Below are 17137 nucleotides of genomic sequence, written 5' to 3' on the forward strand. Positions count from 1 at the left end.
GCTCAAAGTAAAAAGAAAAATGAAGTTACAATTTAAAGAACAGCAATTTCAAGTAGATGCCGTAAGTGCAATAACAGATTGTTTTGTAGGGCAAGAGAAAGGAAATGGTCATTTTACTTTAGAGCGAAGTAAGCAAATATTACAAAAAGCAAAACAAGCTGCTGCAGGAATCAATACGTTACAATTTACAGAAGATGTAGATGAAAATATTGGATACAGAAACAAACTACTAAAAATTACAGACAGCCAGTTATTACAAAATATACAAAAAGTACAGCAACAAAATGATATTAGAGAAAGTGAAGTTTTAGAAAGACCAAAAGTTCAAAAAAAAGGAATAAATCTTACTATTGAAATGGAAACGGGTACAGGTAAAACCTATACCTACATTCGTACAATGTATGAGTTACATAAACAATACGGCTGGTCTAAATTTATAATTATTGTACCAAGTGTTGCTATAAGAGAAGGTGTTTATAAATCTTTTGAAGTAACGCAAACGCACTTTCAAGAAAAGTATGGGCATAGGATAAAGCCATTTATATACAATTCTTCTAAACCAACAGATATAGAAAACTTTGCATCAGATAGCCGTATAAGTGTTATGATTATTAATACGCAAGCTTTTAATGCAAGAGGTAAAGATGCAAGACGTATTTATGCAGAAATAGATAGTTTTCAATCAAGAAGACCAATAGATATTATTGCACAAACCAATCCTATTTTAATCATAGACGAACCACAATCTGTAGATGGTGTTAAAACGCTGGCGAGTATGCAAGATTTTAATCCATTATTTACAATACGCTATTCTGCAACACATAAAGAAGAATATAACAAAGTATATCGTTTAGATGCGTTAGATGCGTATGGTAAAAAGTTAGTGAAAAAAATACACGTAAAAGGAATTAACTTAAAAGGTTCTACTGGTACAACTGGTTATGTGTATTTAGAGCAAATTGCAATAAAACCAGGCAAACCACCAGTAGCAATAATTGAATACGAAAAAAGGCAAGGTACAGGAGTAAAGCGCAAAAGAGAACGTTTAGAAGAAGGTGCAAATTTGTTTGAATTATCTGGTGAAATGCCACAATATAAAAATTGCTTAATTACAGATATTAGTGGTGCTTCTAATACCATTTCTGTAAACGGTGTAACGTTGCAAGCTGGTGATGCAGTTGGCGATTTGGATGAAAAAGCATTTAGGCGAATTCAAATACGTGAAACCATTTTATCGCATTTACAAAAAGAGAAAGAATTATTTTCTAAAGATATAAAAGTATTGTCTTTATTTTTTATTGATACTGTAGATAAGTATCGTAAATATGATGAAAATGGTGAACAAGTTTTAGGTGAATATGCAGAGATATTTGAAGAAGAATACAATAAATTAAAAAATGACTTTTTAGATTTATTTCAACAAGACTATAACGATTTTTTAAAAAATACAGATCCTGGTTCTGCACGTAAAGCATATTTTCCAAGTGCATATGCAGAATTTTTAGATAGAGATAAAGCAGATGAAATTCATAATGGATATTTTTCTATTGATAAAAAGAAAAAATTTATAGACCCAAGTGTAAAACGTGGTAAAGAAGATTCTGATGATATTTCTGCCTACGATTTAATTATGAAAGATAAAGAGCGTTTGTTGAGTATGAATGAACCAACACGTTTTATCTTTTCGCATTCTGCATTAAAAGAAGGTTGGGATAATCCTAATGTTTTTCAAATTTGCGCATTAAAACATACAGAATCGGCAAGTAAAAACAGAAGACGTCAAGAAGTTGGTCGTGGAATGCGTTTATGTGTTGAGGGTAAAAATGGTATTCGTCAAGATTATGATACAGTGGGTGATGCTGTTCACAGCATTAATAAATTAACAATTATAGCTTCAGAAAGCTATGAAGATTTTGCAAAAGGATTACAGTCAGAAATTGCAGCAACATTAAAAGACAGACCACAAAAAGCTGAAGTAGAATTTTTTATTGGTAAAATGGTTACAGATGCAATGGGTGTAGAAATGCGCATTGATAAAGACGTCGCCAAAAAGCTGAATAAGATATTGTATAAAAATGATATTATAGATGAAGATGATAGAATTACAGAAGAAGGTAAAAAAGCTATTGAAGATAATACAGTAACCTTACCTGAAAATTTAGAACCATTTAGATCAGCTATTACTAAATTATTAAAATCTGTTTATACTGGTGAAATGATTAAGCCAGAAAATGATAGAGATAAAATTACAGTTACACTAAACAAAAACTTCCACAAAAAAGAATTTCAAGAGTTATGGAAACGTATCAATATTAAAACCATTTATGAAGTAAAATTTAATTCCGAAAAACTAATTAGTGATAGTGTAATTAGACTAAATGCAGATTTATACATTTCGGATAGAGTGTACGAAATTAAAACAGGTTTTCTAAAGGATAGTAGTAAAGAAGAATTACAAAGCAAAGAAGGTTTTAAACAAACTAATAGGGAGTCTAAAAAGCTAAATGCAGATTTATATACAGATACAGTATATGATATTGTTGGAGAAATAGTAAATGTCACCAACTTAACTCGAAGAAGTATAGTAGCTGTTTTAAAGAAAATGAGTCCTCAAAAATTTGCTTTATTACGTAAAAACCCAGAAGAATTTATTGCGAAATCTGGTGGTTTAATAAATGAAGTAAAAGCCAGTTTAATATTAAACCATATTTCTTATTACAAAACAGAGGAACGTTATGATGCTAAAACGGTATTTACAAATGAAATTACAGTAGACAGAAATTCTGAAGAAGTTAAAAATCATATTTACGATTACATCATATCAGATTCTAATATTGAAAAAGAATTTGCAGATGCATTAAGTACAAGTACAGCGGTTTCTGTATTTGCTAAATTACCTAAAGATTTTTATATCACAATTCCAACAGGTCGTTACAGTCCTGATTGGGCTATTGTTTTTGAGAAAGAAAAAGTACGTGAAATTTACTTTGTTGCCGAAACAAAAGGTTCTGATAAACAACAAGATTTAAGGGGCATTGAGGCTTTAAAAATACATTGTGCAGAAGAGCATTTTAAAGAAATAGGTAATGGCGAAGTTCACTTCGCTAAAATAAAAGATTATGAAAAAATGACACAAATGCTAACTTTTATATAAAAAGTATGAAGTTAATAGATAATGTAAATAATCGTTTAAACGATGAGTTAAAAACAGAGATTAAGAAAGGTAGTAAAATGGCTATTGCAGCTTCTTCTTTTTCTATCTATGCTTTTGAGGCTTTAAAAAAAGAATTAAAAGGAATAGAGGAATTGAAATTCATTTTCACTTCACCTACTTTCTTAAAGGAAAAACTAAATAAAGAATCAAGAGAGTTCTATATTCCTCATATTTTTAATGAAGCAGATTTATGTGGTGGTGAATTTGAATTACGTTTAAAAAGTGAACTAAATCAAAGGGCAATAGCTAAAGAATGTTCACAATGGGTCAAGGACAAAGCAACCTTTAAATCTAATAAAAATGCTAATACACCTTTAAATGGGTTAATACATATAGATAATAAAGATTCTGGAGCTGCATTCTCAAATATTAACGGTTTTACAACTTCAGATTTAGGGATAAGTCATAAAAAAGGGTTTCCAACACTAATTCAGAAAGTAGATTTTCCACAAAGTAGTGCATACTTAGAATGGTTCAATCAAATTTGGGAAAATGAAGAAAATTTACAAGATGTAACTAATTTTGTTCAAGAGTATTTTGAGAATGCTTACAAAGAAAATAGTCCAGAGTTTATTTACTTCATAACATTGTATAATATTTTTAGTGATTTTTTAGAAGATATTGCATTAGAGAATTTACCCAATGATGAAATAGGTTTTAAAGACACATTAGTTTGGTCTAAACTATATAATTTTCAAAAAGATGCAGTAATTGGTGCAATTAATAAATTAGAAAAGTACAACGGTTGTATCATTGCAGATAGTGTGGGTCTAGGTAAAACGTTTTCTGCTTTAGGTGTTATTAAATACTATGAGAAAAGGAATAAAGATGTTTTAGTATTGTGTCCTAAAAAATTAGAAGCAAACTGGAATACGTATCGTCAGAATGACAAAGACAATATTCTATCTAAAGACAGATTTAGATATGATGTATTATTCCATACAGATTTATCTCGTGAAAGAGGTCAGAGTAATGGTAGAAATTTAGAAAATGTAAATTGGGGTAATTATGGATTAGTTGTAATTGATGAATCTCATAACTTTAGAAATAATAATACATCTGTTGGTAAAGAAAATAGATACCAAAAACTATTACGTAAAATAATGCAAGAAGGTATTGAAACAAAGGTTTTAATGCTATCAGCAACACCTGTAAACAATCGTTTTAATGATTTAAAAAATCAATTAGCCTTAGCTTATGAAGGTGCTTCTGAAAAGATTGATGAAAAATTAGATACAGAAAGAGGTGTTGATATGGTTTTTAGAAGAGCACAACAAGCTTTCAATAGTTGGTCTAAATTTGATACAGAACAACGTACTACGGAAAAACTATTAGAAATGTTAGATTTTGATTTCTTTGAAATTTTAGATAGTTTAACAATTGCTCGCTCAAGAAAACATATTACAACTTACTATGACACTTCAGATATTGGGGAGTTTCCAAAAAGAAATAAACCAATTTCAATTCAAAGTGCATTAACTAAACATACAGGTATTAATTACATTGATATAGCAGAGCGCTTAACGTTGCTAAACCTTTCTGTTTATTCTCCTTTAAGTTACATACTACCAAGTAAGGTGCAATTGTATGCAGATTTATATGATAAACAGGTAAAAGAAGGTTCTGGTAAATTTGCTCAGGTAGATAGAGAAGCAAGTTTGAAGATTTTAATGCGTATGAATCTTCTAAAACGGATTGAAAGTTCTGTTTATTCCTTTAGATTAACGCTACAGAATATTTTAGGTCAAATTATAAATGCTATTAACGCAATTGAAAAAGGAGAAGAAAATACATTTTCTGGTTTACAAGCAAGTATTACTAATGATATGGATTGGGATGCAGATTGGGGTGATGAAGAAAATGTAATTGGTAAAAAAATAAAGGTTCATATTGCTGATATGGATGGTAGAAAATGGAAGGAAGATTTGAATGCTGATGTAGAAATATTAGAACAGCTTCTATCCGAAATTTCTATGGTTAAAGATGGTTTAGATTATAAGTTAAATGATTTAAAACACCTTGTAAAAGACAAAATTGAAAACCCTAAAAACCCTAATAATAAAAAAATAATCATATTTACTGCTTTTGCAGATACTGCAAATTATTTATATGATAGTTTAAAATCAGAGTTCAAAACGTTTTATGGTTTAAATACTGCATTAATAACAGGTAGTAAGCGTAAATGCACCACTAAAGAAATTCCAACAGATTTAAATACCTTATTAACGTGTTTTTCACCACGTTCTAAAAGTAAACAACAATTGCATCCTAATATTAAAGAATCGATAGATATCTTAATTGCAACTGACTGTATCTCAGAAGGTCAGAATTTACAAGATTGTGATTTTTTAATAAACTATGATATTCATTGGAATCCTGTTCGTATTATTCAACGTTTTGGTAGAATAGATAGGATTGGCTCAATCAATTCAAATATTACAATGGTTAATTTTTGGCCAGATATTACATTAGATAATTATATTAATCTAAAGTCAAGAGTAGAAAATAAAATGTTAATCAGTAATATGGCGGGTACTGGTGCTGGTGATGATAATCCTTTAAACTCAGAAGATAAGGATCTAGAATATAGAAAAATACAGCTTAAAAAATTACAAGAAGAAGTAGTTGATTTAGAGGATCTAAGAGAAGGTGTAAGTATAACGGATCTAGGTTTAAATGATTTTAGAATTGATTTATCAAATTATATTAAAAAATATGGAGAATTAAAAAACATTCCTGAAGGACTTCACGCTATTACAGATGCCAATGAGTATTTTGAAAAGGGGGTAATATATGTTTTAAAAAATGTAAACACTTCTGTGAATATTGATAAAATGAATCGCTTACATCCTTATTATATGGTGTATATAAAAGATGATGGTGAAGTTAAATTAGGTCATATTGATGGAAAGAAAACGTTAGATGTTTTCAGAATGTTATGTAAAGATAAAAAGGAGCCATTAGTGCAGGTTTGTGAATCATTTGAAAATGAAACAAATCAATATAGAGATATGTCAAAGTACTCTAACTTACTTAAAAAAAGTATTGGCTCTATAGTTGAAACAGAGCAGGAAAAAGAAGTTTTAAGTTTATTTAGAGCTGGTGGGACAAATTCTGGTAAAAGTCAAATTAAAGGCATAGAAGATTTTAAATTAATTTCATTTTTAGTAATTAAATAAGATGAATTATTTTCAATTACCAAGTCAAACTATTAAAGACAAAAGCATTCCTAAAAAAGCTTTTTATGAATACACAACGTCTAAACAAAAACAATTATTTATTGATGTAGTAGATAAAATTAAGTGGCAATATAAACTAGCAAGCGATACTATTAATTTAGAAGGTATTGAGGTGCAAGAGATACAGGTTTTTGAAATTAATTTAAAACAAAAAAAGAATATAGAATCGGTATTGCCTATTATTGAAAAAGCAATTCCTTACCATATAATATTTATGATATCTTTTAATGATGAAGTAATGTTGTATACGTCTCAAAAACACGCACATCCAGTTAATGAAAACAATTCTGTAGTAGATTGGATATTTAAAACTGACTGGTTCAATAGATCATTAAGAAAATACACTATCAATTTAAAAGAAAGTTTAGATAAAATTTTTAGTGATTTTTGCTTTCAGTTATCAAATAATTCAGATCCTGGTTCTAAAAAGAATTTAAAAGAACTGATAGAAAAAGAACAAAAAATTCAAGAACTAAAAAATCAAATCATAAGATTAGAAGCGCAAATAAAAAGAACAAAACAATTTAATAGAAAACAACCTTTAAATGGCACTTTAAATCAGTTAAAAATAGAACTTAAATCAATAATATAAAACCCACACAACATAAAACCCAGAATTTTCGTACCTCAAAAACCTCTGTCTTTTGTGTTGTTCCACTCACCAACACATAGTTGGTTTTTATGTCATAATATTTGTAGCCAAAGCTAAAATGGCACATTGCTTGTTTTATTTAAACCTAGTTATATTTAAAAATTAGAATAATAAAAAAGCAAAGAGCCATTGCCAACGCTCAAACAACTATTTCGCCACAAAACCAACCCCAAGCTAAGTTACATAATAGAAGTTATAATAGCAAAAAACCTTTCAAAGGTACGCTAACGCTAAGTTTTTATTTTTTCGTAGTTATAACTGCTATTATGTAAAATAGCCGCACATCCAACGCTCACACCCGATATTAATAATGATATTTAGATATTTTAATAACAATTCGTCTTTGTTGCATTGTTTTTATAAGTGCTTTTGGTAAATTTAAATTAAGCGTAGGAACTAAATAATTAAACTTAGAAAATTAAAGAAAATTTATAAAGCACCTATAAAATCAAAAAATGCCAATAAGAGTAAAACTTTTTATTTGTGAAGAAAATAGTTAGTAACCGTTTTCACTAAAAGTAAATGCAATTAGAAAAAATGGGAGTAGTCATTTAATAAGAAAATCAATTTATTAAAATAACAAAAGGTAAGCATTCACTTTTAATAAAACCTCAATAAAATTAGAAAGCACAAATAAAAAGTCTTTACCCTTATTCTCGCTTCTGCCAACGCACTAGGTACTTTAATTTTTTTAAATGAAATTATTTAAAAAGAAAAACCCACATCATTGAGAGGTGGGAAAATTGCTATGAAAAAGAAAGTACTAATATACAAGAAAAATGTTTGATTAATATTTTATTTCCAATATGATGTCATTCAATCGCCATTGGGCTAACATTTTTAAAGATTGATAAACTCCACGCTCATACCAGCCTCTGTTTATCAATCTTTAAAAACGATAAGATGTATTTTTCCCTTACCTCATTCATCTGCACAAAAATTCTGCTAAATTCATTTAATTTCTTTATCAAAATTCTTTGTTTGTTACATTTCGTTAAGTAAAAAGAGGTAAAAGAAAGTAAAAGGTATCAAGGATATCTATAGTTATAACAAAAGTCATTTATTTTAATTATATTAGTACTTAAGCCATAGTAAAACCGTACCAAGTCCAATGTTGAATATTAATTTTAAATACAAATAGTAGTTATGGGGAAAATCTCTCAAGGAATTTTAGGTGGTTTATCGGGTAAAGTGGGTAATGTTATTGGCGGCAGCTGGAAAGGTATTGATTATATAAGGATCAAACCTTCAAGTGTTGCAAATCCAAGAACACCAGGGCAAGTAAATCAAAGAAACAAGTTTAGTGCAACAATTGAATTCTTGCAACCAAACAAAGATTTTTTAAATGTAGGTTATAAAGCCTTTGCAGTTAAGAAAACAGCATTTAATTCGGCAATGTCATATGTTTTAAACAATGCAATTGCAGGAACTGCACCAAACTTTAATGTTGATTATTCATTGGCTCTATTGAGTAAAGGTAATTTATCAACTCCACTAAATGGTGGTGTAGATTTAGCAACAGCTAATCAAGTTACATTTGATTGGGATGATAATTCTGCTGATGGTAATGCAAATGCAACAGATAAAGCAATGGTTTTAGCTTATAATCCATCAAAAAAAGAATCAATTTATATTTTAGATGGTGCTCAAAGAAGTACAACTTCTCAAATATTAACATTACCGACTTCATATACAGGAGATACAATACAGTTGTTTATGGCATTTGTTTCTGAAAATGGTAAGGTAGTTTCAAATAGTATTTATTTAGGTTCAGGTACGGTGGCTTAGTAGTTAAGGACTAAATAAATATTTTAAACCGTTGCATTAAGTTGTAACGGTTTTTTTATTAGCACCCTATTTAGCACCCTAAAAACAGAAAACCCTATAAACATTACGTTTACAGGGTCTTTAAGTGGTACCTCCAGGAATCGAACCAGGGACACAAGGATTTTCAGTCCTTTGCTCTACCAACTGAGCTAAGGTACCATCGCCTTAGCGGTGGCAAATATAAAACGCATTTTTGGTTTCTACCAAATAAAATTAAAAAAATGTGTTGTATTTTTGAAATTCTTTAAAAACACAAGAATGAAATTAGTAATAGATATTGGAAATACAAGAGTGAAAGCAGCTGTATTTAAGGGAGATACATTGTTTGATCTTGTCATTTTTGAGAAGAAAAAAATTATTTCAGAAGTAAAGAAAATTTTAAAAAAAGAAGGTTTTAGTACTGGAATTATGTCTAGCGTGGCATCTATTTCAGAAAAAAAGCTAAAAAAGCTTCAAGGTTTACTCGAATTTCAGCTAGTTTCGTCTTCAACAAGAGTTCCTTTTATCAATTTATATAAAAGTCCAAATACTCTTGGAGTAGATAGAATTGCTTTAGTTGTAAATGCCGTAAAAAGATATCCAAATAGAAATGTTTTAATTTTAGATGCAGGAACTTGTATCACTTTTGATTTTGTAAATTCAAAAAGCGAATATTTTGGAGGAGCTATTTCACCTGGAATTGAGATGCGCTTTAAAGCATTAAATAAGTTTACATCAAAATTACCACTATTAGAAAAAGAATTTGTGAAAGATTTTATCGGTCAAACTACAAAAGAGAGTATAAATTCAGGAGTTGTTAATGGTGTAATAAAAGAGATAGATGGGGTAATTAAAGAATATAAAGAAAAATTTGGCCATTTAACAGTTGTTTTAACAGGAGGAGACACAAATTTCTTGGCAAAACAATTAAAAAGTAGCATATTTGCCAATCAAAATTTTCTCCTTCAGGGATTAAATGAAATATTGATATTTAACGAAGACAAATGATTAGAAAGATTTTAGTAGTTTTTTTATTGATAACTTCTGCTACTTTATTAGCGCAAAGAACAAATTCATCTCCATATTCTTTTTTTGGGATAGGCGATCAGTTTAGTCCAAGTACTGTAGAGCAAAGTAGTATGGGAGGAATAGGTGTTGCTTTTAATAATTACAAATATTTAAATTTCACAAACCCAGCTGCTTATGCAGATTTGAGGTATACAACATATGCTTTTGGAGTGCTAAATAACGATTTAACAATTAAAAATGGAGATATAGAGCAAAGTTCTACATCTACACGTTTAAGTTATTTTGCATTGGCTTTTCCTATTGGTGATAAAGCAGGTTTTTCTTTTGGTTTGCAACCAGTTTCTTCTGTTGGTTATTCTTTATCCAATACAGCAGAAGACCTATCTGAAATAACTCTTTTTTCTGGAGATGGCGGTATAAATAGAATATATGCTAGTTTTGGTATTAAAGTTTCTAAAAGACTCTCTTTAGGTATTGAAACAGATTTTAGTTTTGGAAATGTTGATAATAGTATTATTAAACAAAGAGCAGATAAAGACTTGGCGACAAAAAATAAAGAGACTACAGTTGTTAGAGGTGGAGCTGTTACATTTGGTGCTCAATATCAAAAAGAGTTAAAAAATAAGCTAATACTAAATGCTGGAGCAGCTTTTAAATTTGGCAACAAATTAAATGTTACTGGAAATGAGTACTTGTACACTTTAAGTTTATCAAATTCTGGAGGTGAAGTGCCAAGAGATACTCTTCAAAACGCAAATAATCCTGATGGTGAAATAACAGGTAACTATAAACTTCCTTTAAAAACTACTTTAGGAGCAGGATTGGGAAAATTGGATAATTGGTATGTTGGTTTAGAATATGAAAATCAAGATGCAATAGAAACTTCTGGGTTTTTAAACACTACTAATAGTGTATATAAATATGGTAAGTCAAATAGGTTTTCTTTAGGAGGATTTTATTTACCAAAAATAAACTCTATATCTAGTTATTGGCAGAGAGTTACTTATAGAGCTGGTGTTCGTTTTGAGAAATCAGGTTTATTAGTAGATGGATTTGGAAATAGCACAAATTTCACTTCAGTTGATGACTTTGGCATATCTTTTGGTTTAGGTTTACCATTGAAACGATTATCCTCTGTAAATATGGGATTTGAATTTGGTAAAAGAGGAACCACAAATAATAATTTAATTCAAGAAAATTATTTTAATTTTAGATTAAGTTTATCTTTGACAGATACAAACTGGTTCGTTAAGAGAAAGATTGATTAACAAAAAAACAAACAAAAATGAAGAAAATTACGTTTTTACTAGCTGCAGTGTTATTTTTAGCGACAGCAAAAACAAATGCTCAGGATGACGCAAAAAGAGAATGTACAATTAAGTATAACCTTTTTAAAGGAGATTATTCATCAAAGAAATACGATGACGCTTATACTAATTGGATTTATTTAATGGATAATTGTAAAGATTTATCTGTTAATATATATAAGTTTGGTTCAACTTTAGCAGAAGATATAAGAAAAGATCCTGCATTGTCTAAAAGAGTTTATGAACAAAGGTTACAATATTTTCCAACAAAGAACCCTGCAAAAGTACATAGTGACTATGCAACTTATTTAGCGGATAATAAATTAGCTTCTGAAGATGAAATTTTTTCAATTTTAGAAAAAGGATATAGTATAGATCCAACTAAAATGGGCGTTAAAAATTTATATATCTATTTTCAAGGAGTTACTGATAGAAATAAAGATACAAATCCTCAAAAAGTATTTGATACGTATGATGATGTATTAGAATCTGTAAGTAAAAAATTAGAAGGGTACTCTAAGAATATTGTTAAATTAACTAAAGATTCTACAAAAACTTTAGATAAAAGAGACAAATCGAGATTAAGAGCGTACACAATAAACTCAGAAGCACTAGGTACTGTAGAAAGTGGTTTAGATGCAATTATATCTGATATTGCTACATGTGAGCGATTAGGTCCATTATATCAAAGAGATTTTGAAGAAAATAAATCGAATGCAATTTGGTTAAAAAGAGCAGTATCTAGAATGTTTAACAAAGGTTGTCAAAAAGAGGCTTTATATGAAACTTTGGCGAGAGCTTATGCTGAGGCTTCTCCATCTCCAGATGCGTATTCTTTTTTAGCTAATATTTTAGAGGATAATAATGATTCAAGTGGTGCAGCACAAATGAGAGAGAAAGCATTTAATTTAGAAACAGATCCTTTAAAGAAGGCAAAGTATAAATTAAAGTTTGCACAGGCAGCTAGAGATAGAGGTCAAAGTAGTAAAGCAAGAAGTTTGGCAAGAGAAGCAATTAGATTTAACCCTAATTTTGGAAAAGCATATTTATTTATTGCTAATTTATACAAGTCAAGTGTAAATTCTTGTGGAGAAAATGAATTTGAAAAAAGAATGGTATATGTTGCAGCTTTAAATCAAGCACAAAGAGCAGCATCTGTAGATCCTAGTATTTCATCTTTAGCGGGTAAATATATTAGAGCTTATAGAGCGAATGTGCCAAGTCAAAAAGTGATTTTTACAGCGGGTATTAATCCAGGTAGTAAACACACTATTAAATGTTGGATTGGAGAAACTGTAAGAGTACCAACTAACTAATTTTGTGAAAAATTACAAACAAATACTATTTAAAAGCATTACTGTTGTTCTTACAACAGTAATGCTTTTTTCTTGCGCTAACAATACACAACAAGTTAGAGATTTTTTGGCGTCTAAAAATTTACCAATAGGAATTGCCAAAAATGCTTACCATGTTTATAAAGATTCTGGTAGAATAACGTCTAAGTTAATTACACCTTTATTAAATGATTTTAGTAATAGAAAAGAACATCCTTATAATGAGTTTCCTAAAGGAATAAAAATCATTAACTTTGATAAAAATGGATTAGATTCTGTTACAATAACAGGGAATTATGCGCTTTCATATTCTAAAACCTCAGTCTCTGAAATTATTGGAAATGTAATTGTATTAAATCATACAGAGGAATCTAAATTAGAAACAGAACAATTATTTTGGGATGAAAATACTAAATATTTTTTCTCAGAAAAAGCTTTTACATTAACAAGCCCAACAGATACAATTTATGGAGTTGGTTTTGAATGTAAAGAAGATTTAAGTAAGCACTTAGCAAAAAAAACAACAGGAAAACTACAAACAAAAGAATAACATTATGACTAAAATTTGGAAACTTTTTCAATACGGATATTTATTTATTGCAATTATTTGTTTAATAGAGGGCATTTTAAAATGGAATTCTGATAGAAATACAGCAATCATATTATTTATATTTTCAGTTTTTATTACTTTAGTGTTTTTCTTTAAAAGACATTTTAGAAAAAAAGTAGAACAAAGAAACAGTCAAAATCAATAGTTTATAAATTTCTTAATGGAAATTGAACTCATAATTATATTTACATCAATTATCCTTTCCGCCTTTTTTTCTGGAATGGAAATCGCATTTGTTTCTGCTAACAAACTTCATATAGAGTTAGAGAAGAAAAGAGATGGATTTATAGCTAGTATTCTTCGTAAAATAACTCAAAAATCATCTAAATTTATTACAACTATGTTAGTTGGTAATAATATCTCATTAGTGGTTTATAGTTATTATATGGGAAATTTTTTAGTAAAAATACTTCCTTTAGATTTATTTAATGAGTTTTCTGTTTTACTAATTCAAACAATAATTTCTACTATTATTATATTAGTTACTGCAGAGTTTTTACCAAAAGCAATATTTAGAATTTATGCAAATGAAGTTTTAAAAATATTTGCTTTACCAGCGTATGTCTTTTATATTTTATTTCATTTTTTCTCAGAATTTATAACTGTAATTTCAGATTTTTTCTTGCGTATTTTTTTTAAAACAAATGCAGATGAACAACAAACTGAATTTAGTAAAGAAGAGTTAGGGAACTATATTACAGAGCAATTAGAAACAGGAGGTGATGACTTTGAATTAGATTCTGAAATTCAGATTTTTCAAAATGCACTACAATTTCATAATGTAAAAGCTAGGGAGGTAATGGTGCCTAGAACAGAAATAATAGCTGTAGAAATTCATGAAAAGGTTTTTAATTTAAAAAATATATTTATAGAAACTGGCTTGTCTAAAGTTTTGGTTTATAAATCATCATTAGATGATGTTGTTGGTTATGTAAATGCTTTTGAGTTATTTAAAAATCCAAAGACAATTAAATCTATTTTACTTCCTGTAGAAATTGTTCCAGAATCTATGATGATTAACGATGTTTTAAACGGGTTAATGAAAAAGCGTAAAAGTGTTGCCGTTGTTGTAGATGAATATGGAGGCACTTCAGGAATAATTACTGTAGAGGATATTGTTGAAGAATTATTTGGAGAAATTGAAGATGAACATGATTCACAAGTGTTTTTGGAAGAGAAAATAAGCGAATCAATATTTAATTTTTCTGCAAGATTAGAAGTAGATTACCTTAATGAAGAGTATGATTTAAATATTCCGAAATCTGAAGCTTATGAAACTTTAGGAGGTTTCATAATTAATCATACAGAAAATATACCAACACAAGAAGAAATTGTTGAAATTGAGAATTTTGAGATCAAGATTTTAAAAACAAGCAGTGCTAAAATAGATGAAGTTTGTTTTAAAATAATTGAGAAAGAAGCTTAATTTACCTGTTATTAATTTATATACTTCTTAATACGAACGAAGTTACTGCTAAAAAATATAAAATGGGTTGCAATATTAAAACCCAAATCGTATATTCGCCAACTGAAAATAAATTAACGACGTATGGCAGTATTATCGAAAATTAGAGAACGCTCAATGTTCTTAATCATCATAATTGGTTTAGCACTTTTTGCTTTTGTATTAGACCCTTCAACTTTAGGAGACTTTTTTAACTCTAGTAAAGTAAATGAAATAGGAGAAATTAATGGAGAATCTGTCTCTAGACAAGAGTTTGCAACTGCTGTAGAAGCCTACAAGCAACAAGCTGGAGCTAACGTTTCTGAGATGCAAGCAGCAAAAACTGTTTGGAATAACATTGTTAGAACAAAAATCTATAAAAATCAATTATCTGAAGCAGGAATAACTGTTGGTGAAGCAGATGTTTGGAAAGAAGTTCTTAATGCACCTTCTGTAAAAGGGAATCCACAATTCTTAAATGAAGCAGGTTTATTTGATGAAGCTAAATTCAAGCAATTTTTAGCTGATACTAAAGAAAATAATCCGCAAATGTGGAGTGCTTGGTCTAATTACATGAATCAAATTAGAGACAATGCAGAAAGAAATACATATAATAATTTAGTAACTGCCGGTCTTGGAGCTTCTTTAAAAGAAGGTGAAAACGAACACTTAATAGAAAACACTAAATTAAACGCTCAGTTTGTATTTGTCCCTTATACAAGTGTTGCAGATAGTTTAGTTTCTGTATCAAAATCAGATGTAGAAGCGTATATTAAAGCAAATCCATCAAATTTTCAAGTAGAGGCATCTAGAGATGTTTCTTATGTTAAGTTTGATATAATAGCTTCTGCAGAAGATGAAGAAGCTATTAAAAGTGAGGTAGCAAATTTAATTGAAGATTCTTTAGATAGAAATAAAGAAACTGTTGTTGGTTTTAAAAACACTACTAATGATAAAGAGTTTTTAGAAGAATATAATTCTGATACTAATTTAGATTTAAATTTTAAATTCAACAATGATGTAAATCAAGTAGTTGCAAGTAAAATTTTTGAAGGATCTAAAGGTGATGTTTTTGGACCTTATAAAGATAATGGATTTTTTAAAATAGCTAAAATTACAGAAGTTGCTAATATGCCAGATTCTGTAAAAGCGAGCCATATTTTAATTCCTTTTGTTGGAGCACAAAGAGCAACTCCAGATATTACAAGAACTGAAGAGGAAGCTAGAAAATTAGCAGATAGTCTTTTAAATATTGCAAAAAGAAATAAAAGTAAGTTTGCTGGATTAGCAAAAGAGTTTTCATCTGATAAATCAAATTCAGAAAAAGGAGGAGATTTAGATTGGTTTAACTATTCTAGAATGACACCTGCTTTTAGAGATTTTTCTTTTTCAAACAAAAAAGGAGCTTTAGGTGTTGTGAAAACTCCATTTGGATTTCATATTATAAAGATTGATGATCAAAAGAATAATCAAAAAGTTCTTAAGTTAGCTACTTATAGTAGAAAAATTGTGGCTTCAGAAACAACAGAAAATACAATGTTTCAAAAAGCAGAACAATTTGCATTGTCTGTTTCTAAAGATAAAAAATTCTTTGAGATTGCTAAAGAAAATAAATATACTACAAGACCAGCAATTGGTTTAAAAGTTTTAGATGAGAGTGTTCCTGGATTAGGAAACCAAAGACAGATAGTTAGTTGGGCTTTTGGAAAAAACACTAAAACAGGAGATTTTAAACGTTTTGATTTAGAGGGAAGCCATGTAGTTGCTTTTGTTACTGCAAATGCTAAAAAAGGTTTAATTCAGGCTGCTAAAGCTACAAATAGAGTAAAACCTATTTTGTTAAATGAAAAGAAAGCAACGTTAATTTCTGATAAATTAAAAGGGAGTACTTTACAAGAAATTGCAAAAGCTAATAATACAAGTGTAAGAACTGCAAGTGGTATTAATTTAAAGAATCCTACCTTATCTGGAGCAGGTTCTGAGCCAAAAGTGGTTGGTGCAATGTACAATGCAGAATTAAATAAAATGTATGCTAATATAGAGGGTAATAGAGGTGTGTTTGTTTTTACAGTTTCTAAAAAAGAATTGCCTACAGCATTACCAAATTATGATGCTGCAAGAAAAAAGATTTCTCAAACTAGGAAGAGCCAAACATTTAAAATGTATGAAGCAATTAAAAATGCTTCTACTATAGAAGATAATAGAGCTAACATATATAGTGCAAACTAGTTCGTTTATTTTATAATATCAAAATCCGCTCAATTATTGAGCGGATTTTTTTTTGCTTATAACTTAATTAAAAGTGATTGCTATTTTTTTTGCGACTAAAAATTGGCACGATGGTTTAACCCTGATTGAAAGTGTTCGATTATCTGCTGCTATTCTTACCCTTTTTTATCCTTTTAATAATCGCATTACGAGTGTGTAACGATGTAATCTGTTTTTAATAATGAGACTGCCACAGTTTTAAGAAAAAAGTAAACTTCGCAATGACAGAAATAA

Annotated in this window: 11 protein-coding genes and 1 tRNA gene; 11 read left to right on the forward strand and 1 reads right to left on the reverse strand. The window is 29.1% G+C overall.

Annotated elements, in window-relative coordinates; all coding sequences use genetic code 11:
* The first annotated feature begins 19 nt into the window (after nt 1–19).
* The 4 genes from BTO04_RS13195 (at nt 20) to BTO04_RS13210 (ending at nt 8893) form a co-directional block, all read left to right on the forward strand.
* Entirely contained in the window at nt 20–3154 is a 3135-nt protein-coding gene (locus BTO04_RS13195; protein WP_087564943.1) for a type III restriction-modification system endonuclease, read from the forward strand.
* 5 nt (nt 3155–3159) lie between these two features.
* Nucleotides 3160–6393 carry a helicase-related protein gene (locus BTO04_RS13200; RefSeq protein ID WP_087564944.1) on the forward strand — a complete coding sequence of 1078 codons (3234 nt, stop codon included), beginning with the start codon at nt 3160–3162 and terminating at the stop codon, nt 6391–6393.
* A gap of 1 nt (nt 6394) precedes the next feature.
* Entirely contained in the window at nt 6395–7045 is a 651-nt protein-coding gene (locus BTO04_RS13205) for a DUF4391 domain-containing protein (protein ID WP_087564945.1), read from the forward strand.
* 1206 nt (nt 7046–8251) lie between these two features.
* Nucleotides 8252–8893 (forward strand): DUF6266 family protein, encoded by a 642-nt coding sequence (locus BTO04_RS13210; protein ID WP_087564946.1) that lies wholly within the window; start codon nt 8252–8254, stop codon nt 8891–8893.
* A 125-nt stretch (nt 8894–9018) separates the two neighbouring features.
* On the opposite strand, the gene BTO04_RS13215 is transcribed toward BTO04_RS13210, so the two are convergent.
* A tRNA-Phe gene (locus tag BTO04_RS13215) sits at nt 9019–9091 on the reverse strand.
* Between the two features lie 99 nt (nt 9092–9190).
* Between BTO04_RS13215 and BTO04_RS13220 the strand changes: the two genes are divergently transcribed.
* From BTO04_RS13220 to BTO04_RS13250, 7 genes are all read left to right on the forward strand, one after another.
* Nucleotides 9191–9919, forward strand: coding sequence for a type III pantothenate kinase (locus BTO04_RS13220; RefSeq protein WP_087565423.1), 729 nt, complete (start codon nt 9191–9193; stop codon nt 9917–9919).
* Nucleotides 9916–11208 carry a hypothetical protein gene (locus BTO04_RS13225; protein ID WP_087564947.1) on the forward strand — a complete coding sequence of 431 codons (1293 nt, stop codon included), beginning with the start codon at nt 9916–9918 and terminating at the stop codon, nt 11206–11208. The genes BTO04_RS13220 and BTO04_RS13225 overlap by 4 nt, the downstream gene beginning before the upstream one ends.
* Nucleotides 11209–11225: 17 nt before the next feature.
* Nucleotides 11226–12563 (forward strand): lipopolysaccharide assembly protein LapB, encoded by a 1338-nt coding sequence (locus BTO04_RS13230; protein ID WP_087564948.1) that lies wholly within the window; start codon nt 11226–11228, stop codon nt 12561–12563.
* A 4-nt stretch (nt 12564–12567) separates the two neighbouring features.
* On the forward strand, nt 12568–13131 hold the full coding sequence (lptC, locus tag BTO04_RS13235; RefSeq protein WP_087564949.1) for an LPS export ABC transporter periplasmic protein LptC: 564 nt from the start codon (nt 12568–12570) through the stop codon (nt 13129–13131).
* A gap of 4 nt (nt 13132–13135) precedes the next feature.
* The gene (locus tag BTO04_RS13240) at nt 13136–13336 is read left to right on the forward strand and encodes a hypothetical protein (protein ID WP_087564950.1); all 201 of its coding nucleotides are present in this window, start codon (nt 13136–13138) and stop codon (nt 13334–13336) included.
* A 15-nt stretch (nt 13337–13351) separates the two neighbouring features.
* Nucleotides 13352–14617, forward strand: coding sequence for a hemolysin family protein (locus tag BTO04_RS13245; protein WP_087564951.1), 1266 nt, complete (start codon nt 13352–13354; stop codon nt 14615–14617).
* Between the two features lie 123 nt (nt 14618–14740).
* Nucleotides 14741–16864 carry a peptidylprolyl isomerase gene (locus BTO04_RS13250; protein WP_087564952.1) on the forward strand — a complete coding sequence of 708 codons (2124 nt, stop codon included), beginning with the start codon at nt 14741–14743 and terminating at the stop codon, nt 16862–16864.
* Nucleotides 16865–17137 lie beyond the last annotated feature (273 nt).

The sequence above is a fragment of the Polaribacter sp. SA4-10 genome (genome assembly GCF_002163835.1).
Taxonomy (GTDB): domain Bacteria; phylum Bacteroidota; class Bacteroidia; order Flavobacteriales; family Flavobacteriaceae; genus Polaribacter.